The sequence below is a fragment of the Streptomyces sp. F63 genome, from assembly GCF_018070345.1.
Classification (GTDB): Bacteria; Actinomycetota; Actinomycetes; order Streptomycetales; family Streptomycetaceae; genus Streptomyces.
Window position 1 is genome coordinate 131,840 of the sequence record NZ_JAGPXX010000006.1, and the last position, 22,965, is coordinate 154,804.

General features: G+C 73.6%; 16 protein-coding genes and 1 pseudogene. 12 read left to right on the forward strand and 5 right to left on the reverse strand.

The window, feature by feature from the left end; translation table 11 throughout:
- Positions 1-37 precede the first annotated feature (37 nt).
- Positions 38-634 carry a biotin transporter BioY gene (locus KBZ10_RS09145; protein ID WP_210987009.1) on the forward strand — a complete coding sequence of 199 codons (597 nt, stop codon included), beginning with the start codon at positions 38-40 and terminating at the stop codon, positions 632-634.
- A 561-nt stretch (positions 635-1,195) separates the two neighbouring features.
- Here KBZ10_RS09145 and KBZ10_RS09150 read toward each other — a convergent pair.
- Positions 1,196-1,888 carry a cysteine hydrolase family protein gene (locus tag KBZ10_RS09150; RefSeq protein WP_210987010.1) on the reverse strand — a complete coding sequence of 231 codons (693 nt, stop codon included), beginning with the start codon at positions 1,886-1,888 and terminating at the stop codon, positions 1,196-1,198.
- A 55-nt stretch (positions 1,889-1,943) separates the two neighbouring features.
- Between KBZ10_RS09150 and KBZ10_RS09155 the strand changes: the two genes are divergently transcribed.
- The 5 genes from KBZ10_RS09155 (at position 1,944) to KBZ10_RS09175 (ending at position 6,899) form a co-directional block, all read left to right on the forward strand.
- The gene (locus KBZ10_RS09155; RefSeq protein WP_210987011.1) at positions 1,944-2,456 is read left to right on the forward strand and encodes a PadR family transcriptional regulator; all 513 of its coding nucleotides are present in this window, start codon (positions 1,944-1,946) and stop codon (positions 2,454-2,456) included.
- 810 nt (positions 2,457-3,266) lie between these two features.
- Positions 3,267-3,584: a hypothetical protein gene (locus tag KBZ10_RS09160; RefSeq protein WP_307847304.1), complete on the forward strand. Its 318-nt coding sequence runs from the start codon at positions 3,267-3,269 to the stop codon at positions 3,582-3,584.
- A gap of 299 nt (positions 3,585-3,883) precedes the next feature.
- Positions 3,884-4,345, forward strand: a complete 462-nt coding sequence (locus tag KBZ10_RS09165) for a hypothetical protein (RefSeq protein WP_210987012.1) — start codon at positions 3,884-3,886, stop codon at positions 4,343-4,345.
- Positions 4,346-4,512: 167 nt separating this feature from the next.
- A complete protein-coding gene (locus KBZ10_RS09170) occupies positions 4,513-5,643 on the forward strand; it encodes a PLP-dependent cysteine synthase family protein (protein ID WP_210987013.1) in 1,131 nt (376 codons plus the stop codon).
- Positions 5,640-6,899, forward strand: a complete 1,260-nt coding sequence (locus tag KBZ10_RS09175) for an MFS transporter (protein WP_210987014.1) — start codon at positions 5,640-5,642, stop codon at positions 6,897-6,899. Before KBZ10_RS09170 ends, KBZ10_RS09175 begins: the two co-directional genes overlap by 4 nt.
- Positions 6,900-6,934: 35 nt before the next feature.
- Here the strand turns inward: KBZ10_RS09175 and KBZ10_RS09180 are convergent, their stop codons facing one another.
- Positions 6,935-8,266 carry an MFS transporter gene (locus tag KBZ10_RS09180; RefSeq protein ID WP_210987130.1) on the reverse strand — a complete coding sequence of 444 codons (1,332 nt, stop codon included), beginning with the start codon at positions 8,264-8,266 and terminating at the stop codon, positions 6,935-6,937.
- Between the two features lie 116 nt (positions 8,267-8,382).
- On the opposite strand from KBZ10_RS09180, the gene KBZ10_RS09185 reads away from it, so the two are divergent.
- The gene (locus KBZ10_RS09185; protein WP_210987015.1) at positions 8,383-8,742 is read left to right on the forward strand and encodes a metalloregulator ArsR/SmtB family transcription factor; all 360 of its coding nucleotides are present in this window, start codon (positions 8,383-8,385) and stop codon (positions 8,740-8,742) included.
- Between the two features lie 53 nt (positions 8,743-8,795).
- Here the strand turns inward: KBZ10_RS09185 and KBZ10_RS09190 are convergent, their stop codons facing one another.
- Positions 8,796-9,434, reverse strand: a complete 639-nt coding sequence (locus KBZ10_RS09190; protein ID WP_210987016.1) for a TetR/AcrR family transcriptional regulator — start codon at positions 9,432-9,434, stop codon at positions 8,796-8,798.
- A gap of 67 nt (positions 9,435-9,501) precedes the next feature.
- On the opposite strand from KBZ10_RS09190, the gene KBZ10_RS09195 reads away from it, so the two are divergent.
- The 3 genes and pseudogenes from KBZ10_RS09195 (at position 9,502) to trpS (ending at position 13,509) form a co-directional block, all read left to right on the forward strand.
- Positions 9,502-11,103, forward strand: coding sequence for an FAD-binding oxidoreductase (locus tag KBZ10_RS09195; protein ID WP_210987017.1), 1,602 nt, complete (start codon positions 9,502-9,504; stop codon positions 11,101-11,103).
- 598 nt (positions 11,104-11,701) lie between these two features.
- A pseudogene (locus tag KBZ10_RS09200) lies at positions 11,702-11,932 on the forward strand (hypothetical protein); the annotation flags it as partial.
- Positions 11,933-12,543: 611 nt separating this feature from the next.
- On the forward strand, positions 12,544-13,509 hold the full coding sequence (trpS, locus tag KBZ10_RS09205; RefSeq protein ID WP_210987018.1) for a tryptophan--tRNA ligase: 966 nt from the start codon (positions 12,544-12,546) through the stop codon (positions 13,507-13,509).
- Between the two features lie 51 nt (positions 13,510-13,560).
- Here trpS and KBZ10_RS09210 read toward each other — a convergent pair whose 3' ends face one another.
- Together KBZ10_RS09210 and KBZ10_RS09215 are read right to left on the reverse strand one after the other, a co-directional pair.
- Positions 13,561-14,928 (reverse strand): hypothetical protein, encoded by a 1,368-nt coding sequence (locus tag KBZ10_RS09210; RefSeq protein WP_210987019.1) that lies wholly within the window; start codon positions 14,926-14,928, stop codon positions 13,561-13,563.
- Positions 14,915-16,888, reverse strand: a complete 1,974-nt coding sequence (locus KBZ10_RS09215; protein WP_210987020.1) for a hypothetical protein — start codon at positions 16,886-16,888, stop codon at positions 14,915-14,917. Before KBZ10_RS09215 ends, KBZ10_RS09210 begins: the two co-directional genes overlap by 14 nt.
- Before the next feature lie 278 nt (positions 16,889-17,166).
- Between KBZ10_RS09215 and KBZ10_RS09220 the strand changes: the two genes are divergently transcribed.
- Complete coding sequence (locus KBZ10_RS09220; protein WP_210987021.1) at positions 17,167-20,013, forward strand: TIR domain-containing protein; 2,847 nt, start codon at positions 17,167-17,169, stop codon at positions 20,011-20,013.
- Positions 20,014-20,296: 283 nt separating this feature from the next.
- Positions 20,297-22,777: a SpoIIE family protein phosphatase gene (locus KBZ10_RS09225; RefSeq protein ID WP_210987022.1), complete on the forward strand. Its 2,481-nt coding sequence runs from the start codon at positions 20,297-20,299 to the stop codon at positions 22,775-22,777.
- Positions 22,778-22,965 lie beyond the last annotated feature (188 nt).

The window sequence follows — 22,965 nt, forward strand, 5'->3', positions numbered from 1 at the left end:
CCGCCGCCACCACCGTTCGAAAGGATCCACCTCAGTCATGAGTTCCGTCGCACACGCCATCCCCCGGCGGGGCGCACTCGCCGACTCCGTCTGGGCTCGCAGCCGCGTCCGTGACGCCGTGCTCGTCCTCGGGGCCGCCGGGCTCACCGCGCTGGCCGCGCAGATATCGGTGCCCGTACCGGGCTCGCCGGTCCCCGTCACGCTGCAGACGTTCGCCGTCCTGGTCACCGCTGCCGCGCTGGGTGCCACCCGCGGCGCGCTGGGCCAACTCCTCTACCTCGCCATCGGCGCCGCGGGCTTGCCGGTCTTCTCCGGGGCGACGGGCGGCCTGTCCACCGTCCTCGGCGCGACCGGCGGCTACCTGCTCGGGTTCGTCGTCGCCGGCTACCTCGTCGGAGCGCTCGCCCAGCGGGGCGCCGACCGGCGCGTCGCCGGCACGCTGCTGGCCTACCTCGCCGGCTCGGCAGCCATCTACGCGCTGGGTGTTCCCGTGCTCGCCGCCGTCACGCACCAGTCGCTGGCGTGGGCAGTGCTCCACGGCCTGGTGCCGTTCCTCGTCGGCGACGTGCTCAAGGCGGTCGCCGCGAGCGCGGCTCTGCCCGCGGCCTGGCGGGCGATGGGCCGCAGGCGCTGACGGAACGGGTCCACCCGGCTCCGGACCGCGGCTCGCGACTGCCGCGAGCCGCGGTCGCTTCCGGGGGCGGTCGCATGGCCGCCTGGTTGCGCTCCGCGGTCCGGGCACAGGACCGGACCGCGCGTCCGCCCGCGAGGCGTGCGCCCCGGCCGGGACCGGCCCCGGGCGGTGTGACACGACGCAGCGGTCTCGGGGGCACGGCTGGGAGAGGAGGGCGACCGCCGGGCGGGCGGCCACGGGCGGGAGGACGGGGAGTCGTGCGCTTCCCGTGGCAGGCGGGCCGGCGACCGATCCCGGGATGCCTCCGTATCTGTCAAGCGGCGCTTGAGGCACCGCTTGGCCTCCCCGGCGGTCCTGCCTTCGGCGATCTCCCGGTCGCAGCAGGCCCGTGGGGCTTCCCGGCATCCGGATCCGGAGGGCCGCGATGGCAGGCAAGGCCGAGTTGAGCCGCCGGTCGCCGGCGCGGGACATCCGACCGCAGGGAAGCCGTGGCCGCCCCGCTCGGCCGGAGCTCCTCTTGTGCCCGGGGCGGCAGCCCGGGGCGGGCATTCCAATGCCGCGTCAGCCGGCGTTCTCCCCGACGGCGACCTCTCGTCGGTGGGCGTCGGTCGTGGTCAGCCGGCTCGCGATCTCCTCGGCGGTCAAGACGAGCGCGAAGCCCTTGCGCAGGACGGCAAGTTCTGGTTCCTGCCGGGACTCGTCGTCGGTGGCCGTGACATCTGCCCCGAACACGACCTTGTAGCCGCGCTCGTATGCCTGCCGGGCCGTGGTGCCGCAGCAGTAGTTGGTGAGCGTTCCCGTGACGATGACCGTGTCGCGGCCGAGGTTGCGGAGCATTGTGTCGAGCGGGGTGTCGTAGAACGCGCCGTACGAGGGCTTGCGGATCAGGGCCTCGTCGGGGCGGTGGCCCATCCGGTCCCACACCTCGGCCGGGCCCGGCGGACGCCAGTCGGTGTCGGCGTGCGGAAGGTAGCGCAGGGCCTTCGGCCGGTCCAGGCCGAGATGCGTGTCGTCGAAGATGGTCCAGATCACCGGGACCGAGGCGGACCGGCATCCCTCGACCAGCCGGTGCAGTGCCGGCGCCATCCGGGTCGCCGCCGGCACCCAGTAGGGGCTCCAGCCCGGCCGGACGAATTCATCCTGCATGTCGATGACCAGCAACGCCGTCCGCTCCGGCCGTACGTCGAACGATGCCCGGCCGTCCTCGTAGGCAGCACGCGCCCGCGCGGTCACCCATTCCTCGGTGTACGACATCCCCGCCCCTTATCTCGATTCGAGGTACCTCGTTTCGATGTGCGAGAGTAGCAGCATGCTGGAACTCGCGATCCTGGGATTCCTGGCCGAAGGCCCGTTGCACGGCTACCAACTGCGCCGCCGGATAGCGCACTTGTCCGGCCACGCCCGACCGGTCAGCGACGGCAGCCTCTATCCGGCAATCAACCGACTGGTCAACGCCGGGCTACTGGACCGCAGAGCCGAGCCGGGCGCCTCGGCCGCCCAGCGGTACACCCTGAGCCTGACCGCCGCCGGCCGTACCGAGCTCTTGCGCCGGCTGCGGAACGCCGACGGCCTGGACATCAGCGACAGCACCCGGTACTTCAGCGTCCTGGCCTTCCTCTCCCAGCTGCCCGACACCGCCGACCAGCACGCGGTACTGCGCCGGCGCCTGGAATTCCTGCAAGAGCCCGCGAGTTTCTTCCACGACGGCGAGCGCCCACTGCGCGCTGAGGACACCGACGACCCCTACCGTCGCGGCATGCTCACCATCGCCCGCGCCACCAGCCACGCGGAACGGTCCTGGCTACGGGAGGTGCTGGGCTGACGACACCGGCAGGCCCGGCCGGTCTGCACCCTGGACGCTCCGTCTGGTCAAATCGCAGCACGACGGTCTGCCGTGAGTCTGCGCGCCGACGAGGCGGAACCCGCCGAGGACCGCCGCCCTCAGCGAGCTGCTGACCAGCTCCCCGGAGCCCCCGGGTGACCGAGGTGGCCGCCCGTCCGAGCGGCGAGCGTCGATCCCCGTCCAGCGCCTCCCCACGCCGCCCGGTGCGGGCGCATTGTCCTCCGCATCACGGACGGCGGTCCCGTGATCGCCCATCGGCGGTGGCTCCGCTCACTGATGCCGGGCGGGGGGAGAGGCCCGCCGATCGAGGAGGCTCGGTGCGGCTACCGGACGCCGGCCCTCGTCACCGCCGAGTTCGCACGTCGCGTCGGCAGGAGGCCGACGGCGTGGTCGCCGCCGGTGTACGGCGGAGGGTTCGGCCGGGCCCGCAGCGCAGGGGCGCAGGTCCGGGGCCGCGGGGCGGGGTCCGGCGCGCCACGGGCTCACGCGCCCATGTGGGTGAACGGTCACGGGTGTTCGCCCGTACTCCTTGTCGTATGCCGGGCCGCCGGCGCGGGCGGGAACGCCCCGGAGAGGGAGAGGCACGTGCGACACCACCCCGAGCAGTCACAGCGGCCCCGGCGCGGACCCACCCGCCGGCCACGGCCCACCGTCCGCCCGGCCGGTGGCACCGTGCTCGCCGCGGGCCTGGCCCTCGTACCCCTGGTCACAGCATGCGGGGCCGGTGCTGGCGGCGCCGCGGTGAACAGTGGTTCGGCGAAGACTTCCAGTGCCCCGGAGGCCGTGTTCGTGGCACCGGCGAAGGTCGAGGTGATCGCCGGTCTGACCGGGTGCGAGGCCAAGATCCGCCTGGAGGCCGACGAACTGCGTCAGGGTGTGTGCCACACGCCGGAGGTCGATTACCTCATCACCACCTTCCCGAAGGAGGAGTACCAGCAGGCCTGGCTGGACTCCGCCGCCATCTACGGGGGCAAGTACCTGGTCGGCTCGCGCTGGATCGTCAGTGCGAAGGAGCCGGAGATGCTGGAGGAGTTCCGCACCCGGCTCGGCGGAACCATCCAGCAGTTGCGGGGCAGGGACCCGGCCCCTGCCCCGAGCAGGTCGTAGCGGCCATACGCCTGCCCCGAGCAGGTCGTAGCGGCCGTGCCTGCCCCGGGTGAGGCCCCGCCCACCCGGCCGGCCCGGCCGAACCGCTGGGCGCCTCCCGGCCGGGCCCCGGCCGTTCCGTGGCAGGCGGCTGCTGCCGTGCTTGAGCCCCGGCCGGGGCCGGTCGCCGGATCCGTGGGCGGAGATCCGTCCGGGAAGCGGTGCCCCGGGGCCGCTGGGCGCCTGCGGCGGTTCCCGCGCGGCGACACCCCACGAGCCGCGTCCGTAACAACGGGCATCCGGTCGCCTACCGTCTGTGTGTGATCGGACTGCGTATCGGCCCACCGGCCGCCGGGCGAAGGGGCCGGATCGGCCTGCTGCTCGGCCTGGTTGTGCTGATCGCCGCCCACCTCGCGGGACATGTCCACGGCCCGGCCTTCACCGGGCCGCACGCCCCGGCCGGCGCATCGTCCTCCGCCCATCCCACCGCCCGGGACATCGTCCCGTCCCCCGAGCACGGGCCCGGGCATGAGCACGAGCACCCCCACGCGGACGAGCACGTGGACCATGCGGTCGACCGTCCGCGCGCTGTGGTCCGGCCGTATGCCGTGACCGCGTACGGCCCCGACACGTCCGGGCTGTCCTCGTCCTTGTCCTGGCTCTCAGCCGCGGACCCCCAGCGGTCCGCCGTCACCGGCATGGTCTTCGAGGGGGCGCGGGGCGGTGCCCGCGCCCCGGACGGCCGGTCCGCTCTCGCGCTCCACTGCGTCTGGCGTCAGTAGCCGCAGCCCGCACCCCTGCTCACATCCCGCTCCGTCCAGGACGGTGGCGGGCCGTGGCCGGGTGCCCGCGCGCCGCTGCATCCCTGAGCACCGGCACCAACGCCAGTACCAACGCCAGCGCAGTCCGGCCCTCACGGGCGCCGGGGCGCGAAGGAGCTGTACGCACCATGGATCTCTCCCTGTCCGAACCCTTCCCCCTGACCTCGCCCGGGGCGCTCGCCCCCGCGCCCCGGACCGCCCGTCACCCCGCGCAACTGGTCGGCGGCACACCCGTCCTGTGGGTCGGTGAGCCGTTCGCGCCGCCCGGGCTCGGTTTCCACGCGAAGCTGGAGAGCGCCAACCCCGGCGGCATCAAGGACCGCCCCGGCCTCCACATGGTCCGTGAGGCCCGCAGGCGGGGCGATCTCGCTCCGGGCGCGCCGATCGTCGAGTCCTCCAGCGGCACGCTCGGCCTGGGCCTGGCGCTGGCCGGGCTGACCTACGGGCACCCCGTCACCGTCGTCTCGGACCGCGGCATGGAACCGGCCGTGGTCCGGTTGCTCACGGCCTTCGGGGCGCGCGTCGAGCAGGTCGCCGCTCCGCACCCGGTGGGCGGCTGGCAGGAGGCCCGGCGTGAGCGCGTCGCCGAACTGCTCGCCCGCACCCCGGGCGGGTACTGCCCGGACCAGTACCACAATCCCGACAACGTGGCCGCCTACCGGCCCCTGGCCACCGAGCTGATCGCCCAACTCGGCCGGGTGGACGTGCTGGTGGTGGCGGTCGGCACCGGCGGCCACTCGTCCGGCACCGCCCGGGTGCTGCGCGAGTACGTCCCCGGCCTCAGGCTCATCGGCGTCGACTCCGTGGGCTCCACGATCTTCGGCCAGCCCGCCGGACCACGCCTGATGCGTGGCCTGGGCTCCAGCATCCACCCCGCCAACGTCGACTACCCGGCCTTCGACGAGGTCCACTGGGTCGCCCCGGCGGAAGCCGTCTGGGCCTGCCGCCAACTGGCCCGGCACCACTACGCCTCCGGTGGCTGGAGCGTGGGCGCGGTCGCCCTGGTGGCCGGCTGGGCGGCCCGCACCTTCCCGCCCGGCACCCGGATCGCCGCGGTCTTTCCCGACGGCCCGCACCGCTATCTGGAGACCGTCTACAACGACGCCTGGTGCGAGGAGCACCGCCTCCTCGGCCGGGGGCGGCCGGAGGAGCCCGACGAGATCGGCGACCCGGGGGAGCGCGTGGTGACCGGCTGGACCCGTTGCGGCCGGGTCCGCGACCCGCTGGGCCGCGACCTCGAGACGGCGGACGCCCGATGAGGCGCCTGCGGGCCCAGGTGGCCTCCTTCGACGCGCCCGTCCGGCTGCTGATGGTCAACCAGTTCGGCATCAACCTCGGCTTCTACATGCTGATGCCCTACCTGGCCGACCACCTCTCCCACGGCCTCGGCCTTGCGGCCTGGACGGTCGGGCTGGTCCTGGGCGTGCGCAACCTCTCCCAGCAGGGCATGTTCCTCGTCGGCGGCACCCTCGCCGACCGCTACGGCTGCAAGCCGCTGATCCTGGCCGGGTGCGCGCTGCGGACGGTGGCCTTCGGCCTGCTGGGGCTGGTGGACTCGCTGCCCGCCCTCGTCGCGGCCTCGGCGGCGACCGGCCTGGCGGGCGCGCTCTTCAACCCGGCCGTGCGCGCCTACCTCGCCGAGGCGGCGGGCGAGGAGCGGAGGGTGGAGGCGTTCGCCGCCTTCAACGTCTTCTACCAGGCCGGCATCCTCGTCGGCCCGCTCGCCGGACTGTCCCTGCTGGCCTGGGACTTCCGGGTGGTCTGCGCGGTCGCCGCTCTCGTCTTCGGGATCCTCGCCCTTCTGCAGTGGCGTGCGCTTCCGGCCCGCCCTTCACGCGAGCGCGGCGCCGAGCCGGCCTGGCGGGCCGTCGCCTCCGACTGGCGGGCCGTCGCCGCCAACCGGCCCTTCCTCCTCTTCGCCGCCGCGATGACCGGCTCCTACGTCCTCGCTTTCCAGGTCTACCTGGCCCTCCCGCTCCGGGCCCGCGAGCTCTTCGGCGAGCGGGCCGGACTGGTGACGGGAGCGGTCTTCGCCGTCTCCGCCCTGGCCGCGCTGTCCGGGCAGCTCCGGCTGACCGCGTGGGCGAGGCGGCACCTCTCGGGACCGCGGGCCGTCGCCTGCGGCCTGGCGGTGATGGGCGCGGCCTTCGTGCCGCTGATGCCGGGCGCGCCCCCCGGCGGCCCGGGCCGTGCGACGGGCCTTCTCTCCCTCGCCGCCTGCGCCGCTCTGCTGGCCTGGGGCGGGGCGCTGCTCTATCCCTTCGAGATGGACACGGTCGTCCGGCTCTCCGGGGAGCGGCTCGTCGCGACGTACTACGGCGCCTACAACACCGCTTCCGGCATCGCGGTCTCGGTGGGCAACCTGGCCGTGGGGGCGCTCTTCGACGCGGGAGTGGGGTGGCTGCCCTGGTCGGTGCTGGCGGCGACCGGGTTCCTGTGCGCGGGCCTGGTCCTGCGGCTGCACCGGGCGGGGCATCTCGGGGCCCCGCACCCCGTGGCCACGGAAGCCGCCTGACCGCCGGGGGCCGGCGGCCGGCGTGGCGCCGGGCCCTACGGGTGGCTGTGCAGGCCGTCGTCGAAGCCGCCGTGGCGGTGCCGCCGGCCCGCCCGCACTCGCCGGGCACCCACCAGGTGGGGGTGCCCGGCGGGCAGGCCGGTGTGGACATGTACGGGGCGCGACGGCCAGAGCCGCACCGCCAGCAGCGAGGCGGCCAGCGCGATGCCGCCGAGGGCCGCGACCGCCGACGGGAGCCCGGCCGCCGCCCCCAGCCATCCCGCCAGCGGATACGTCACCAGCCAGCAACTGTGGGAGAGGGAGAACTGCGCGGCGAACGCCGCCGTACGCTCCTCCGGTGGTGCCGAGCGGCGGATGAGCCGCCCGGCCGGAGTGAGCACCAGCGAGCAGGCCGCGCCGAACGCCGCCCACAGGGCGAGCAGCGCGGTCCGGCGCCAGCTTCCGCTCTGGGCGGTGGTGACGGCCCAGAGCCCGGCGAAGATCACGGCAAGTGCCAGCGCGCCGGGCAGCGCCACGGCCCGGTCCGGCAACCTGTCCAGAACCCGGGGCAGGACCAGGGCCACGGCCATCGACCCGGCTCCGTACGCGCCCAGCGCGAGCGGTACGGCACTCTCCGGCAGTCCCAGATGGTCACGGACGTAGACGACGGTGTTGACCGTCACCATCGCACCGGCCGCCGCGACCGCCAGGTTCAGGGCGAGCAGCGCCCGCAGCCGCGGGACGGTGAGGAAGAGGCGGGTGCCCGCGGTCGCCCGGGAGAAGGTGCTGCCCGTGCGGCGCGGCGCCGGGTGGGCGGCCGGCACGGGGAGGGCCGCGGAGAGCACCAGCGCGGCCGAGGCGAGGAAGCCCAGCATGGTGCCGGTGAACAGCCAGTTGTACGTCATCACCGACAGCAGCGCGGCCGCCAGTGCGGGAGAGACCAGGCTCTCCAGGTCGTACGCCAGCCGCGACAGGGACAGGGCCCGCGTGTAGTCGCGCTCCTCGGGCAGCACGTCGGGGATGACGGCCTGGAACACCGGCGTGAACACGGCGGAGGCGGACTGGAGCAGGAAGACCAGGGCGTACACCTGCCACACCTGGTCGACGAACGGCAGGAACAGCGCCACCCCGGCACGGACGAGATCCGCGGTCACCATGAGCGCCCGGCGCGGCAGCCGGCCGGCCATGGCGCCGGCGGCCGGGGCGATCGCCACATACGCCGTCATCTTGAGGGCGAGCGCGGTGCCGAGCACGGAGCCGGCCTCGGCACCGGCGAGGTCGTAGGCCAGCAGAGCGAGCGCGACGGTGGCCAGCCCGGTGCCGGTCAGAGCGACGATCTGGGCAGTGAAGAGACGGTGGTAGGTGCGGTCGCGGAGGACGGCGAGCATGGGGGCGGCTCCCCGGGCGGTCGGCGGGTACGGCGGTGCCGAGAGCATAGCCATCATGTGCGCACCTGTGCACATGATGAGGTGTTCTCCCCGGCCGATGGCTCTAGGCTGGCCACATGTCCGAGCGCCAAGCCATGTCACCTGCGGCCGACGCGCATCTGCGGGCCCCCGACAGTGCGCGGCTCGCCGAGGCGACCGGGGTGTTCGCGATGCTCTCGGACGCCACCCGCCTGCACCTGCTGTGGCTGCTCGCGCAGGGGGAGGCGGACGTCGGCTCACTCGCCGAACGCTGCGCCGCGTCGCGCACGGCGGTCAGCCAGCACCTGGCCAAGCTGCGGCTTGCCGGGCTCGTGGACACCCGCAGGGAAGGCCGGCACATCCACTACCGCCTCAGCGACGGGCATCTGCGGCGCCTCGTCGTGGAAGCGCTCAGTCACGCGGACCACCGGGTGAGCGGGCAGGCCCCGCACGACTGACCCGGTGGTCCACCCCGGTGCCCGGGACGGTGGGGCGCCGGCCATGGGTGAGCTCACGCGGTGTCGTCACCGGCGGCGAGGACGGCCCCGCCGGCCCCGAAGAGACGCGCGCAGCGCCGGGTCATGGCGTCGGGTGTCTGGTCGGGGTGGTTGATCCACCAGCGGACCAGGGCGGTGCACAGGCCGCGCCATGCGTACTTGAGGGCGTCGGCGTCGAGCGGGTCGCCGGCTGCGGTGGTGTGCAGGAGGTCGGCGCTGCCGGTCGCGGCGAGGTCGTCGATGGCGTCGCGGTAGTGGGCCGCGCGGCGGGCGGCCTCGCTGCCGGGCGGAAGCGTGGGGTCGTAGAGGACGAACCATGCCTCGCGCCGGCCGTCGAGGGCGGTGAACAGGGCCTGTAGCACGCGCAGGGGTGTGGGCGGTGCGCCGGTGGCGTGGTCGGCCATGGCGGCGCGGATGGCGGCCAGCAGCCGGTCGCCGACGGGGGTGAGGCAGGCGAGGTAGAGCTCCTGCTTGCTGCCGAAGTAGTGGTGCAGGAGTGGTTTGGTGACCCCGACGCGGGCGGCGATGGCGGCCATGGTGGTGGCCTCGTAGCCGTGGCGGCCGAACTCCCGGGTGGCCGCGGCCAGGACCTGTTGTTCGCGTGCGGCCCTCGGTACGCCCTTGGTGCCGGCCTTGGAGGGGGGCGTTGTCATGAACCAGATCTTACCCTAGGGTAATTTACCATCGGGTTAATTCCTTGGACCCCGCTGGAGCGCACCCATGCCTGCCGCGACCGACCCCCGTACCTCCCGCGCCCGCTCCTGGTGGGGCTGGGGCTACGCCGACGCCCACGCCGACGACGCCGAATGCGTCGCGCTGGGCGCCCTGCTGCCGGGCACCCTGGCCCGCCCGCTGCCGATACCCCGGATCGCCGACCTGCCCATGGGCCGCCCCGTCGCGACACCCCCGCCCTCCCTCGCGCACCTGGTCACCGCCGACCCGCGGGCGCGTGCCGCCCACGCCATGGGCAAGGCGTACCGCGACGTCATCCGGGCCCTGCGCGGCCGGCCCGGCCGGATCCCCGACCTCGTCGCCCACCCGGCCGGCGACCAGGACGTGGCCGACCTGCTGGACTGGGCCGGTGAGCACGGCGTGGCCGTCATCCCCTTCGGCGGCGGCTCCTCCGTGGCCGGCGGCGTGGAGTACCGCGGCGACACCCACCACGCGGTGCTCTCGCTCGACCTGACCGGGATGGACCGCGTCCTGGAGATCGACCCCACCAGCCGCTCGGCCCGCATCCAGGCCGGAGCCCTCGGCCCCGTACTGGAAGACCAGTTGCGCCCTCACGGGCTGACCTTGCGCCACTTCCCGCAGAGCTTCGAGTTCTCCACCCTCGGCGGGTGGCTCGCGACCCGGGCCGGCGGCCACTACGCCACCGTCCACACCCACATCGACGACTTCGTCCAGTCCCTGCGCGTGATCACACCCGCCGGCGCCAACACCTCCTGGCGGCTGCCCGCATCCGGCGCCGGACCCTCACCCGACCGGTTCTTCCTCGGCTCCGAGGGCACGCTCGGCGTCATCACCGAGGCCTGGATGCGCCTGCAGGAACGCCCCCGTCACAAGGCCTCCGCCTCCGTGACCTTCGCCGACTTCCACCAGGCGCTGGACGCCGTACGGGCCATCGCCCAGTCCGACCTCGCCCCGGCCAACTGCCGCCTGCTCGACCCCGGCGAGGCCCTGCTGTCCGGCGCCTCCCACGACGGCTCCACCGTCCTCGTCCTCGGCTTCGAGTCCGCCACCACCCCGGTCGGCCACCGCCTGACGGCCGCCGTGGACCTGGCACGCGCCCACGGCGGCCGCGGCGAGACACCCGCGGCAGACCGCGACGCCCCGGCCGACGCGGCCGTGGGCGCCTGGCGCTCGGCGTTCCTGCGCATGCCCTACCTGCGCGACGGCCTGGCCCGCATGGGCGCGGTCGTCGAAACCTTCGAGACCGCCGCCACCTGGGAGAAGATCCCCCGCCTGATCGACGCCGTCCGCACCGAGGTCGGCGCCGCCGCATCGAAGGCCACCGGACACCCGGCCACCATCAACTGCCGCCTCACCCACGTCTACCCCGACGGGGCCGCCCCCTACTTCACCGTGGCCCTCGCCGGCCGCCCCGGCAGCGAGGTCGAGATCTGGGACGACATCAAAGCCGCCGCGACCGACGTCCTGCACCGCCACCACGCCACCATCACCCACCACCACGCCGTCGGCCGCGACCACCGCCCCGGCTACGACCTCCAGCGCCCGGAACCCTTCGCGCTGGCCCTGCGCGCCGCCAAGAACGCCCTGGACCCCCACCACATCCTCAACCCCGGCGTCCTGCTCGACTGACAGTGACCAGGTCGAGGATCTGGTGCCGCTCGGCCAGATCCCGGATTTTCTGGGCGATGCGCTCAGGGGCCTTGCTCCGGAAGTCGATATTCGATCCGTTCAGGCCGCAGAACGTGCATTGGTGAGCTTCTTCCCATCAGCAGCCGCGGGAGGTCTCAAGGGCCGGCATCGGACGGACGTGGTGCCGGACAGGTGACTTTCCGAGGGCCTGAAAAGCTGTCGTAACCGGGTGCGGGCACCATGGCGAACGGCAGCGCCGCCGTGGCCGGTGGATTCACCGGACAGCCGGTCATGCGATCCCTGGTCGCCTACGACCACTGATCACATCGGAATGACTCGTCTAGCGCTGGTCCCTCCAACAGGTCACCCTGGCCACCCTGTTCGGCGTCTCCAAGGCGAGGATCGGCAGGGCCGTCCGCGAAACCACCCCCGACCTCGACGCACTCGGCCACACCATCACCGCCGGAGCGATCAAGGTGACCTCCCACGACCAGCTCGCAGCCATCGCGGGACAGCATCCACCTTCGCCTTGAACATCCCAACGAAATCAAGGAGTTATTGATCGTCAGTCCCCAGCCGTCAGCCCCCTGCCGTCAGCCGCCTTCTGGCACACCGGACCATTGAGCTGATCCGCGAAAGACACCCCGAATGCCAGGTGGTGCCCCGGTACGTGCCGTGGACCGACCAGACAGGATGCCTGGGGGTGGGGGACGCCGACGTGTCCTTCGTCCTTGAGCCCGCGGACTACGCGGGCCTCGAGAAGGTCACCGTGGCCCTCCTGCCCCGGGTCGTCTGTCTGCCCTCCGCCCACGACCTGGCCCGGACGTGACTGCGTGTCGATCGACGAACTGAGCGAGGTTCCGATCACCGCCCCGCCGGAGGGCCGCCCGAGTGGTCCGACTTCTGGGGTGGCAAGGCACGCCCCGGGAAGCCCGTCTGGAAGGAACTTCCCACGGCGACGCGCCTCGACGAGGCCATCGACCTCGTAGCCCTCGAGAACGCAGCCGCACTCGTCCCCGTCTCCGTCATGGCAGTCCAGCACCGTCAGGACGTCGTCTTCATACCTGTGACGGATGTACCCGACGCCCGGTTGTCCCTGGCCTGGCGTGAGGGTTCCAACTCCGAACTGATACGCCTCGCCGTCAGTTGCGCTCGGGCCGCGGCCCAGGATCCAGCCGTCAGGGCGCTTTTCGGAGAACCCCGGCCCACCGGAACCGCTCAGGCCTGATGAGAGCAAGGGCTGTCAGGAATCACGCAATTGCCCCCTGCCGGCTGTGGTACGTTCGCGACCATGTTGCGCAGGAATCTTCGTTGGTGGGCCGCCTAGGGCGGCCCCAAGAACCTGCGCTCGACCGAGCCGGCCAGCCGCCCCGAGGGACGGGCTGCTGAACTTGGTCGGCCCGCCTCGTCGGTGCGGTCAGGACGAGAGGACCAGGGCCAATGTTCAGTCTTTCCGGGATCACGCCTTCAGGCGAGGCGCACCTGGGGAACTATCTCGGGGCAGTGCGTCGCTGGGCAGCGGAGCCGGGTCCCGAAGACCTGTACTTCGTCAGCAATCTGCATGCCATGACGACCAGGCACGACCCCGGGCGCCTGCGGGTACTGACCGATCACCAACTCGCCCTGCTCATCGCGGCAGGTGTACCCCGGGAACGTCTCTTCGTGCAGTCGGACCTCATCCATGAGCACATGGCGTTGACGTGGCTCCTGGAGTGCACCTGCACCTTCGGGGAGGCTCGAAGGATGGTGCAGTTCAAGGAGAAGTCCCAGGGGAGCAGCTCCGTACGCCTCGGTCTGCTCACCTACCCCGTCCTCATGGCGGCGGACATCCTGCTTCACGGCGCCTCAGAGGTGCCCGTCGGCCACGATCAGAACCAGCATGTGGAGCTGGCCCGGACCCTGGCGCGGCGGTTCAACACGGACTACGGCGACGTGTTCACGGTTCCGCAAGCCGTCCTGCCCGTAGCCGGAGCCCGGGTACGTGACCTCGCCGTCCCCACGCGGAAGATGTCGAAGTCGTCCTCGGACGGCAGCGGCATCGTCTACGTCCTGGACAGTCCTGAGGCCGTGCGCCGCAAATTCCGGCGCGCAGTGACAGACGGCGAGAACACCGTCCGCTACGCGCCGGACGAACAGCCGGGCGTTGCCAACCTCCTGGAGATCATGGCTGCCTGCACCGACACGCTCCCGGACGACGCGGCGAAGGGCATCGACTCCTACCGTGACCTCAAGGAGGCAACCGCAGAGGCAGTGATCTCCCTGATCGCACCGGTGCGTGAGCGGGTACTGCAGCTCCTCGAAGAGCGATCGGAGCTGCAGAAGATCCGGGCTGAGGGTGCGGAGCGTGCTCGGAGGCGGTCACGAGACCGCTTGGATCGTGCGCTCAGCCTGGCCGGTCTGAAGTAGCGGACCGCCGGCCGGGCCCGCGCAGCGGAGCGAGCAGATCCCGCTCATTCCTCACGGCTTCGCCTCGCGCTCGCGGGCCCGGGCGGCGCGGGTGAAGTCGCCTCGCTGCACGCGGGCGGTCAGCGGCTCGGTTCCCAGGGAGCCGTAGCCGGTGGCGGCCCACAGGCTCTGGTGCGCCGGGACGTCGAAGTACGGGACCTCCCGGCCCTCGTGCCGGTGCATGAGCGTTTCCGGCGCGCGGCGGGCGCGCACCGCCCGGGTGCACTCGGCGCATGCCGCGGCCTGCAGTGACTCCCGGCGGCCGAGCGGCCGCCAGGTGATGCGCCGGACCGCGCGGCCGTGCAGCGGGTGGAAGAAACACAGCGGCAGGCCGGGAGTTCCCTTGCCGGCCCTGCGCTTCCCCGCAGGCATCGTCCCCAGCGCGTCGCGGCCCTCCGCCACCAGGGCCAGGACGCCGGCCAGATCGGGCAGCCCCCGCGCACCGTCCAGCACGGTTCCGGCCGCCGCGTACGCGTCCAGCGCGCGCCGCAGTGCCTCCGCGTCCGACGGCGAGGTGCCCGATTCGAGTTCTCCCAGTTCCTCGCCCAGGCGCAGCACTTCCTCCTGCGCCCGCCGCCTGACGGCCTGTTCATCCGCCTCCCGCGCGGCCGCGAACACCGGACCGGGCACGGGGTACGGCAGCGCCGCCCGGCGCCGCGCCCGGAGCCACCGCACCACTCCGGCGGCGAGTACGAGGACCGCGGCCGCGCCTGCCGCCGGCAGAAGGAGCGAGGCCCCGGGTCGTCCGTCCGTCCCCTCCGTCCCCTCCGCCCCGTCCGTCCCGTCCGCCCGGTCCTTCTCGTCGGCCTCCCGGGCGTCGGCCGCCGCCTTGGCCTTCTCGTACTCCCGCAGGCCGGTGCCCGCCTCCACGATGTCGATGGCACGGGCCACCCGTGTGCCCAGCGGCTCGTCCTGCAGGTCCTGCTGTGTGTTGACCGCGAGGGCGGCGTGGAAGGCGTCGTAGCGGGAGTCGTCGGGCCACTCGTAGCCGGCCAGCCCGTCGTCCGTCCAGCCGCGGACGGTGATCAGGACGAGCTGTTCCCGGCCCGAGGACGTCAGCCGCTCGCGCAGCGCGCCGGCGAGTTGGTCCGAGTCGCCGCTCCACCGGTCGTCGTGCTCGAAGGGCAGGAGGACGACCTTGACGGGCAGTCCCGTCCTCTCGATCTGCCGTTCCAGGGCCCGCTGTTCCCCGGCCGGTACCGCCGAGCGGTACCGGCCCGCGACGTACACCGGCGACTCAGCGAGAGCGGCGGCGATCTCGGCGGAAGACCCCGGGGCCGCGACCGGGTCCGCCGCCCGCGCCGGGACGGGACCGCAGAGCCAGTACAGCAGGGCGGCCGTCAGCGTGCCCAGGAGGAGGCGGAGGCTAGCCGTGGACACCGAGCTGCTCCTTCACGTCCCTGATGAGGTCGCGTACGACGATCTCCCCTGCGGATCCCGCGGTGCCCAGTGGCCCGGGAAGTTCGGTGTAGGCGACGGTTCCGTCCGGGCCGGGCAGCCGTAGCCGCACCTCTCGTTCCGTGTCCCGCCGCCCGTCCGGTGCTCTGCCCGGAAGAGCCGCGGCGCAAGCGGTGCACACCGGCTGCCGGCGGTCCCGGGCGCCGGCGGAGGGTGTGAGTCTCCGGCTCTCCCCGGCCGGCCCGTGCAGCGGGTTGAGCGTGCACACCCGTGCGGTGCGCTGCAGCACGCGGGGCTGCTCCGCCGACCTCACGACCGCCTGCCCCGCCCTGATCAGCACCAGTGCCGTGGCGAGATCACAGTCCCGGGCATCGGCGTCGACGCGCTGGTCGCCCCGCTGGTCGAGCAGCAGTGTCGCCGCGTCCAGGCAGTCCCACACATGGCCGTGGACCCGGTCGCCGCCCGTGCCGCCGAGACGGACGAAATCCTCGTGGAGCAGGGCGAGTTCGCGGCGCGCCGTCCTGCGCAGCCAGGCCGTGTGGGGCGCGGTCGGCGCATCGGCGCGGGCATGGGCACGGGCGCGGCCACCACGGCGTGCCCGGCGTACGCCCAGGACCGCTCCCCATGCGGCGCACAGCGCACCCGCGCCCGCGGCGCCGGCCCGCACAACCGACCGGAAAGGGCCGGAGAGGAGCGGCGGGACGGTGTCGTCGGCGACCGGGTCCGGGAGGCCGCGGGCGGCGTCCGGCCGGCCGGGCGGGCCCTGCGGGGTGTCCGCGATGTGATCGGCCAGGGCCATCAGGCGACGGTGGAGAGCAGGACCCTCGTCCGGGGCCTCGGGACCGAACCGGACCCACGCGTCGAGGTCGTGCAGCTCCGTGTCGGCCAGCTTCGCACCGTGGTTGGCCAAGCGCACGGTGATCCTGTCGAAGGTGCCGAGGTGGGCGACGACGTACACACCGTCCTGCCCCAGCGTCTCGTGCAGCCGCTCGGCGAACGCCTCCGCCCTTCCGTACGACTCGTCGCCGTAGTGCAGCGGAAGGACCACGACGCGGACGGGTACGTCGAGCGCGTGGAGACGTTCGGCGAGGGACCGCCGCTGCGCGGGCGAGAGCGCCGGTACGGACTCGGCGTCGACGTACACGGGGCTCTCGCGCAACCCGGTCGCCACACGCTCGATGCGCAGCCGCATGTCCCGTGCCGTGGGGGCGGGGTCCCCGGTGGACCGGGTGTCGCCGAAGACCGCACGGGCACCGAGCGGGACGATCAGCGCGAGCGCGGCCGCAGCCAGCAGGGGAAGCCACAGCCATCCGCGGGATCCGCGGTGACGCGGGCAGGATCTGACGCCGAGGAGGAGGACGAGGAACGGGATCACGACGGTCAGCGCGCCGGTGACCGCGCTCTGTACCTCACGCGCCCCGGGCGAGGTGTAGAGGCTGCCCGGCTTCCATCCGCCGCCGCTCGCGTCCCCGCCGTTGCGCAGTCCGTCGACGAAACGGGTGAACAGGTCCAGGGCCGTGGCGTCGTCCGGCAGCCAGTCCTTCGCGGTGCCGGCCGCGCGGTCGGCGGGAACGCGGACCGCGTACGTCATGACCTCGATGTCGCCCCAGCCGCCGCCCCCGTCGGCTTCGAGCAGCACATAGAGGCCCTTCCGCCCGAGGCGGTCGTGCACGGCCGACAGCAGGTCCTTGCCGTCGATCGCGACGGAGAAGGGCAGGACCAGGACGTAGGTGGGCACGCCGGTGCGCTCGGCCTGGGCGGCGAAGGCGGGGCGGGCGGAGCGCGGGACGGTGCGGGGCACCTGGTCGGAGATGTGGACGGGGGATCTGCGCAACTGCTCGGCGAAGTAGCGGGCCTGGGCGTCGTGCGGCTGCGCGGCGGCGGCCGGAGCGGCCCAGCCGGTGAGCGGGGTGAGGACCGCGCACAGCACGAGCAGAGTCAAGACTGCGGATGCATCCCGCACGGCACACCGCCGGCGTATCCAACCGCACATGCGTCCCCCTCGGACCGACGGCACCGGGAGGAACTCTACTGGGCGGTGGGGACACCGCGTTCGGGTCGGCGCGCGCCGGCGGCGCGCCGGCTCGTCCCTCCCGGTCGGCAGCCGGCTCCCGTCCCGAGGATGCGGAATACGCCAATGCTGTGCCCGGCCGGTATCCGCTCGGCGACAATGGCCGGACGGCGTCCGGCGATCCGTGCGGAAGGGCGGGGGGACTCCCGATGGGCTACGCGGCGTTCATCTCGTACAGCAGCTCGGCCGACCGTCACCGGGCCCGGCAACTGCGGCACGCCCTGCACCGCTTCGCCAGGCCCTGGAAGCGGGTACGGGCCCTGCGGGTCTTTCTCGACCATGCCGCTCTGTCGGCCGATCCGCGTCTTTGGAGCAGGCTGGAGCAGGCGCTCGGCGCGTCCGAGTACTTCATTCTGCTGGCGTCACCGGAGTCGGCGCGGTCTCACTGGGTGAACCAGGAGGTCTCCTGGTGGCGGCAGGGGCCCCGGAAGAGCAACCTTCTGCTCGTCGTCACCGGAGGCGAGCTCCACTGGGACCGTGCGGCGGGGGACTTCGACTGGAACCGGACGACCTGTCTGCCCCGGGCTCTCCGGGCTCACTTCTCCGAGGAACCGCGCTGGCTGGATCTGCGCTGGATGGGCGAGGACCAGCCGGATGACCCGCGCGACCCGCGGTTCCAGGACTGCGTGGCCGACCTCGCGGCGACCCTGCACGACCGTCCCAAGGACGAGCTGATCGGCGAGGACGTGACCCAGCGCCGCAAGTTGCGGAACTTCCGCTGGATCATGCAGGGGCTGGCGATCACCCTGGGCCTGGCGCTCGTCGCCGCGACGGTGATCGCCCTCGTGCAGCGGAACACCGCGCAGGCCCAGGCCCGTCTCGCGACCGCACGCGAACTGGCGGCCACCGCGATGAACCTGAGAGATGACGATCTGGAGGTGGCCTCCCTCCTGGCCCTCCAGGCATACCAGGTGCAGGAGACCCCGGAGACCCTGTCGGCGCTGTCCCAGCTGACGGTCCACAGTCCCCGCCTGGTCCGCTTCGTGCGGGGTGAGGGAACCGTGACCGCACTGGCTCTCACCACCTCGGCCCGCTACGTCGCCGCCGGCACCGACCGGGGTGTGGTCACCGTCTGGACGTCCGACGGCAGGCGCACCGTGGAGCGCATCTCCGTCAAGGGCGAGGTCAGCGCGCTGGAGTTCAGCGAGGACGATCAGCTGCTGGCCATCGGCACCGGCTCGGGCGAGACTGCCGTGCACGATCTCCGCGCCGGTGATACGCGTCGGCTGTCCGCCGGGAAGGGGCCGGTGGACGCGGTGGCGTTCCGCCCGTCCAGCCACGACCTGGCGGCCAACGGCGGCGGAACGCTCAGGCTCTACCGGGCCGGGGACGGCGAACCGCACGCACAGGTCGTCACCGGCCTGCGGGCCGGCGTACTGAACCTCGCCTTCCGGGACAAGGGGCGGGAACTGGCCGTGGTCACCGCCCTGGGCTGGCGCGTGTACGACGACAGCCTCCGCAGGACCAGGTCGTCCGACGACACCCTGTATCCCCACAACGGCTACGTCTCCGCCGCCTCGCCGAGCGGGAACTGCTTCGGCTATTCCCGATTCGGGGCCGTGCAGCTGGAGTCGGTCGCGCAACTGCTCCGGGGACGGTCTCCGGGGGACACCTCCGGAGAAGACGGCTGCGGAGCCCAGCCCGTCCTTCCCGGCAAGCAGTCGTCAAGTCTGGCCGTCTCCGACGGCGACCGGGTGGCGGTGGGCACGAGCCAGGGCCTCTTCCTGGCCACGGCTCAGGGCGATCCGGAGCGGCCGGTCATCGACACGCTCCCCGGAGTCGAGACCCCGTCGGTGCTCGCCTTCTCGCCGGGAGCGGGCGACCGCCTGGCCTCGGCCGGCGGCAGCACCGTCGCCCTGTGGAACCTGGCGGGGAAGACGGCACCCACCATGCACCGGCTCGGCGTCCGGGTGCCCGACGGCGCGACGGTCCCGTCCCGGCTTCCGCTCGCCATGACACCGGACGGGCACATCGCCTGGAGCCACGAGTGGGACGCCGGTGTCCCGTCCACGCTGGACCTGCGGCCCCCGAAGGGCAAGGACATGAGCGCGGGAGGGCGGACGTTCTACGAGGGGCTCGCTTTCGCGCAGAGCGGCGACACGCTGTACGCCGCCTCGCGGAACGCGGTGGAGGCATGGACGTGGAGAGAGGGATCCCTGCAGGGGGAGCGGGTCTTCGCCCTGCCCGCCGGCACGGACACGATCTCCGTGCCGCCCCGCATCGCCACCCGGCCGGACGGCGGTGTCGTGGTCGTGGTCTCCGACGGCTCCGTCCTCCTCCACGACTCCGGGACGGGAGAGCTCTCGACAGCGGTCGAGCGCCCGGCACCCCGTCCGACCGAGAGGGACCGCAGGACCACCGGCCTGACCGAGTACCGGACGGCCGTCAGCGAGAAGGGCGCTCTCGCCGCCGTGGCGACCACGGACGGCCGGGTGGACGTGTACGAACTGCCGTCCGGCCGGCGGGTGCACCGGCTGGACCTCGGCGGCGGCTCGCTCGACGCCCTGGCGCTGTCGGAGCGGACCGACTCCCTGTTCGCCGTCACCGACGGGCGCCTGCTGCAGCGCTGGGACGTGTCGACGGGCAGGCTGAGGTGGCGGTCGGACGGCGCGGGACCGGTGGTCGTCGCGGCGGACCCCGGCGGCCGGTGGGCGGCAACGCTGGCCGGGGACGGCACCGTATGGCTGTGGGACGCCGAGAGCGGTGACCGACTCGTCAGCACCGCTCTACCGGTGCCCCGTTCGTATGGCGGGGCCGAGGGGCACGGCGCGCAGAGCAACCTCGTCTTCGCCCCCGACGGGAAACGGCTGTGGTCGATCACCGAGGGAGGCGAAGTGCTGTCCTGGGACACCTCGGTCACCACGTGGATCAGACAATTGTGCGATCGCGTGGGGCGGCGCCTCACGGAGGCGGAACGCGCTCGCTACCTGACCGCGGTTTCCCGTGGCCACACCGCGTGCGGCGCGTACCCGGACCGGACCTCCGGCACGCCCTGAGGAGGCAGTGCGGGGGCCGGACCCCCGGTCACCCGCCCGTGCCGGGCCCTTGCCGTGCCGGGCCCTTGCCGTGCCGGGCCCTTGCCGTGCCGGGCCCTTGCCGTGCCGGGCCCTTGCCGTGCCGGGCCGGCCGGGGACCGGCCCGCCGGCTCTCGGCTGTTCACCGGTCCCAGTCCCGGGGGAGCAGCGGATCTGCTCCCCCGGGAGCCTCCCGGCAGGGTGCGGGCGGCGGTTTCTTCCTACTCTGGAGGCGGCCGCACCCGGCCGGTTCGGAGGCGACGAGATGAAGGAGAACGCGGGGACGGCGTTCGGGTTCGCGGGGGTGGCGATGGCGGCCGTCTACGTGCGCGACCCGGAGAACACAGGCGGGCTGCGGCTGATCGATACCCTCGGCCGGACCCGTACGCCGTACGCGTTGCCCGAGACGCTGTCACCGGACGACCGCTCCCCGGTGACGGACGCCTACCGCACCGGCCGCCCCGTGTGGCCGGCTCCGGCCGAGGCGGTCCCGGGCGGGGCGGCCCCCGCCGCCGGGGCGGCCGCCGTCTCGGCGGGGGCCCTGCCGCTGGTCGCGGAGGGCGGGCGGCTGGGCTGCCTGCTCGTCGTCGACGACGGCCCGTACGGCTTCGACACCACGCGCCGCCTTCTGCTGGAGATGTTCGCCGGCCGGCTCACGACCCGGCTGGAGGCGGACGGCTGGTCCCGCACCACGCCCGTCCCCGACAGCGTGCGGCAGGAGGCCACCGCCGGCTCGGTCCTGCGCCGGATCCGCCCGGGTGCCTGCACTCTGGCCCTGGACACCGGCCGGATCGAGGCGGACAGCCGGCTGCCCGAGCTGTTCGGCATCGCGCCGGAGGGCTTCGACGGACGCGTCGAGACCCTGCTCTGGCGTGCCGTCCCCGACGACCTGCCGGCCCTGATGTCCCTCATCGAGCCGGACGAGCGCGCCACCGGCCTCCGCGACGTGGAGTTCCGGGTCCGGCTGAGCACCGGGGAACTGCGCTGGCTCTCCCTCGGCTGCCGGCTGCGTCTCGACCCCGCGGGGCGGCCGGACCGGCTGCTGGGCGTCGTCGCCGAGGCCTCCCGTCTGCGGCCCCGGGCCCACGAGGTCTCCATGGTCCAGCGGCTGGCCACCGCTCTCGCCGGCACCACGAACCCCCGCGACGTCGCCGGTGCCCTGCTCGATGCGCTGGGCGCCGGCCGGGTGGCGCTCACCGAACTCACGAGCGACCGGCTGGTGGTCACCGTCCTCGCCCCCCGGGATCCGGACGCATGGCCGCAGGTGTGGCGGTCGGCCTGGCGCGCGGAAGGGCGCGACGCCCCGTCCGGCTCCCTCCCGACGGTGGAGGGCACCCTGCGCGGGGGAAACGTACACCTGTGGCCGCCGGGCACGGCCGTCCCGCCGGATCTGGCGGGGCTGGGCCCCGGAGGAGTGGCGCTGCTGCCGCTGCCCGCCGAGGGCCGGACGCTCGGCACCTGCGTGATCGGCTGGAGCGAGGCGCAGGAGTTCGGCCCGCAGGAGCGTTCCCTGCTGACGGCCGCCGCGTCCCTGGCGGGGCAGGCCCTGATGCGGGCCCGCGCGCTGGACGCCGAGCGCGAGCTGGTCACCATGCTGCAGCGCAGTCTGCTGCCCCGCACGCTGCCCGCCCTGCGCGGAGGCGTGGCCGTCGCCCGCTACCTCCCCGCCGCCGCGGGGCTGGAGGTGGGAGGCGACTGGTACGACGTGATCCCGCTGTCGGACCGGCAGGTGGCGTTCGTCATCGGGGACGTGGAGGGACACAGCGCCGCGGCCGCCACCGTCATGGGCCAGATGCGGACGGCGATCAGGGCCTACGCCGTGGAGGGCCACACCCCCGACGTGGTCGTCTCGCACGCCAACCGGCTGCTGACCGGGATGGAGACCGACCTGTTCGCCACCGTCTGCTATGTCGCCCTGGACATGGAGGAGGGCAACGCCTGGTTCGTGCGGGCCGGGCACCTGCCGCCCGTGCTGCGCGATCCGGCGGGCGGAACGAGGGAGCTGCAGGTCGAAGGCGGCCCGCCGCTGGGCGCGGACGCTCAGGCGGCGTTCCCGATGACCACCGCCCCCATCGCGCCCGGCTCCGTCCTGGCCCTGATGACGGACGGCCTGGTGGAGCCGCCGGAGACCGGTGCGGAGGAGGGGATGCGCCGGATCCGTGACTCCCTGGCGGCCGCCGACCCCGCCGACCCCGAGGGCATGGCGGCGGCCCTGCTGGGCGGTGGCGCGCGCCGCGACGACGACCTGGCGCTGCTCCTGCTGCGCTACGACGGGATGGCGGTCCGGCCGCGCCGGGCGGGCTGGGCGGTCTGGCGGCTGCCCGACGCGGCCGCGCACGCCCGCCGCTTCACCATCCGGACGCTGCGCGCGTGGGACGCGGTGGAGGAGGCCGACACCGTTCTCCTGGTGGTCAGCGAGCTGGTGACCAACGCCCTGGTGCACACCGCGGGAGAGGTCCGGCTGGACCTCGCGCTGACCGGAAACCGGCTGCGCGTCGCGGTCAGCGACTCCTCACCGCGTACGCCGGTCAAGGCGGCCAGCATGGACTGGGAGGCGACCGGCGGCAGGGGCATCCTCATGGTGGAAGCGGTGTCGGAGTCCTGGGGGTCGGTGCCGCTCAGCGGTGGCAAGCAGGTGTGGAGCGAGATCGCCCTGCCGCCGCGGGATCCGGAACCGCCCGGCCCGGAGGAGGGGCCCACTCAGGGGAACCGGACCGGCCGAGGAGACACTCCGGGTGTCAAATAGGACACAATAGGAAAATATCGTCCCGTCGCTGAATCGAGGTGGGCCGGGCGGCCCGGGAGGTGCCGGGGATGAAGCCACACCGGGGCCGGGCCGGGGCCGCACTGGCCGCCGCGGCACTCGTGCTCGTCACCGCGGCCTGCGGGCAGGCCGCCCAGTCCGGACGGCAGCCGGACGGGGGCACCGCCACG

What these genes read in the sequence shown, in the direction of transcription:
- KBZ10_RS09145 (WP_210987009.1), top strand. Translation starts at nt 38, where the DNA reads ATGAGTTCCGTCGCACACGCCATCCCCCGGCGGGGCGCACTCGCCGAC.
- KBZ10_RS09150 (WP_210987010.1), bottom strand. Translation starts at nt 1,888, where the DNA reads ATGTCGTACACCGAGGAATGGGTGACCGCGCGGGCGCGTGCTGCCTAC.
- KBZ10_RS09155 (WP_210987011.1), top strand. Translation starts at nt 1,944, where the DNA reads ATGCTGGAACTCGCGATCCTGGGATTCCTGGCCGAAGGCCCGTTGCAC.
- KBZ10_RS09170 (WP_210987013.1), top strand. Translation starts at nt 4,513, where the DNA reads ATGGATCTCTCCCTGTCCGAACCCTTCCCCCTGACCTCGCCCGGGGCG.
- KBZ10_RS09175 (WP_210987014.1), top strand. Translation starts at nt 5,640, where the DNA reads ATGAGGCGCCTGCGGGCCCAGGTGGCCTCCTTCGACGCGCCCGTCCGG.
- KBZ10_RS09180 (WP_210987130.1), bottom strand. Translation starts at nt 8,266, where the DNA reads ATGCTCGCCGTCCTCCGCGACCGCACCTACCACCGTCTCTTCACTGCC.
- KBZ10_RS09185 (WP_210987015.1), top strand. Translation starts at nt 8,383, where the DNA reads ATGTCCGAGCGCCAAGCCATGTCACCTGCGGCCGACGCGCATCTGCGG.
- KBZ10_RS09190 (WP_210987016.1), bottom strand. Translation starts at nt 9,434, where the DNA reads ATGACAACGCCCCCCTCCAAGGCCGGCACCAAGGGCGTACCGAGGGCC.
- KBZ10_RS09195 (WP_210987017.1), top strand. Translation starts at nt 9,502, where the DNA reads ATGCCTGCCGCGACCGACCCCCGTACCTCCCGCGCCCGCTCCTGGTGG.
- trpS (WP_210987018.1), top strand. Translation starts at nt 12,544, where the DNA reads ATGTTCAGTCTTTCCGGGATCACGCCTTCAGGCGAGGCGCACCTGGGG.
- KBZ10_RS09220 (WP_210987021.1), top strand. Translation starts at nt 17,167, where the DNA reads ATGGGCTACGCGGCGTTCATCTCGTACAGCAGCTCGGCCGACCGTCAC.
- KBZ10_RS09225 (WP_210987022.1), top strand. Translation starts at nt 20,297, where the DNA reads ATGAAGGAGAACGCGGGGACGGCGTTCGGGTTCGCGGGGGTGGCGATG.